The organism is Mycobacterium intermedium (genome assembly GCF_002086275.1).
Classification (GTDB): Bacteria; Actinomycetota; Actinomycetes; order Mycobacteriales; family Mycobacteriaceae; genus Mycobacterium; species Mycobacterium intermedium.
In genome coordinates this window covers 1-956 of record NZ_MVHT01000251.1, presented here as the reverse complement: position 1 = coordinate 956, position 956 = coordinate 1, and the positions used below count along the sequence as shown (strand labels likewise).

The following is a 956-nucleotide window of genomic DNA, read 5'->3' as shown; positions in this document are numbered from 1 at the left end:
TCGGCACCGCCGCCGCCGCATTGGCTGCGCTCAACGACGAGCCAATACCCGCCACCTGTGTCGCCGCCGCCGTCACCAACTCCGGCACCGCCACCAGATAGGACATCACCGGCCCCCTTCCCCAGGCAGACCCGTCGAACGACGAGACTGAAAGCACCTCGGCCACAGTGGGCGCAACCGTCCCGTGGTCGACGAACTGGTCGAACAGTAAGGCGCACAACCCCGCACCGATACAGGGATTTCCCTGGAGTTGAGACCCGATCAAGACGCGGGAACCACCCGGCGCACGACCGAGTGAGATTTCACGTCCCCTCCCGCTCCCATGCCCCCGGGTGCCAGGATCGCGATCGTCTGCGCCCGCACACCGCGTTCGCGTCCCGCACCCTTGGGCCCCCTCGCGGATGTCACTCATGCACCCCAACAGGGTTCTATGAAAATGCTATGAATATGGTGCGGTAGGCCACCATGAACTGCGAAAATCCCGCGCGTGGGCAACCTTTCGACGATTCGGGAGGCTGAGTCTCGCGAGTCATCGAAGTTCTTGGCCCGCATCGAAGGCGGCCCGGCTGGACTGGTGTTCGAGGGTGCAGCGGGGATCGGCAAGACCACGGTGTGGTTGGAGACCATCCGCCGTGCTACCGAGTCGAGCTTTTGCGTGCTCACCGCTAGGGCATCGGCCGCCGAAGCCAAGCTGTCGTACGCGGCCCTGGCCGACCTGCTCGCCACCCTCGAGCCCGCTCTGTTCGACCAACTCCCCCCGGTGCAGCGTGTTGCCCTCGACCGGGTGCTGCTGCGCGGCCACGACGGCCCGGACACCGACGAACACGCGGCCGCCGCGGCATTCCTGTCGGTCCTGCGCCTGTTGGCTCAACAATCACCGGTGCTGGTAGCCATCGACGATCTGCAATGGCTGGACTCCCCCAGCCGCGCCGTCGTAGCCTTCGCCGCACGCCGAC

Annotated in this window: 2 protein-coding genes; one reads left to right on the top strand and one right to left on the bottom strand. The window is 66.3% G+C overall.

Going from position 1 to position 956, the window contains the following annotated elements; genetic code table 11:
• Positions 1 to 106 (bottom strand): PE domain-containing protein (locus BST27_RS35180; RefSeq protein WP_139805503.1); only part of this gene is annotated, 106 nt, incomplete at its 3' end.
• A 381-nt stretch (positions 107 to 487) separates the two neighbouring features.
• Between BST27_RS35180 and BST27_RS30500 the strand changes: the two genes are divergently transcribed.
• Positions 488 to 956: ATP-binding protein (locus BST27_RS30500; protein WP_249025750.1), on the top strand; the 469-nt coding region annotated here is incomplete at its 3' end.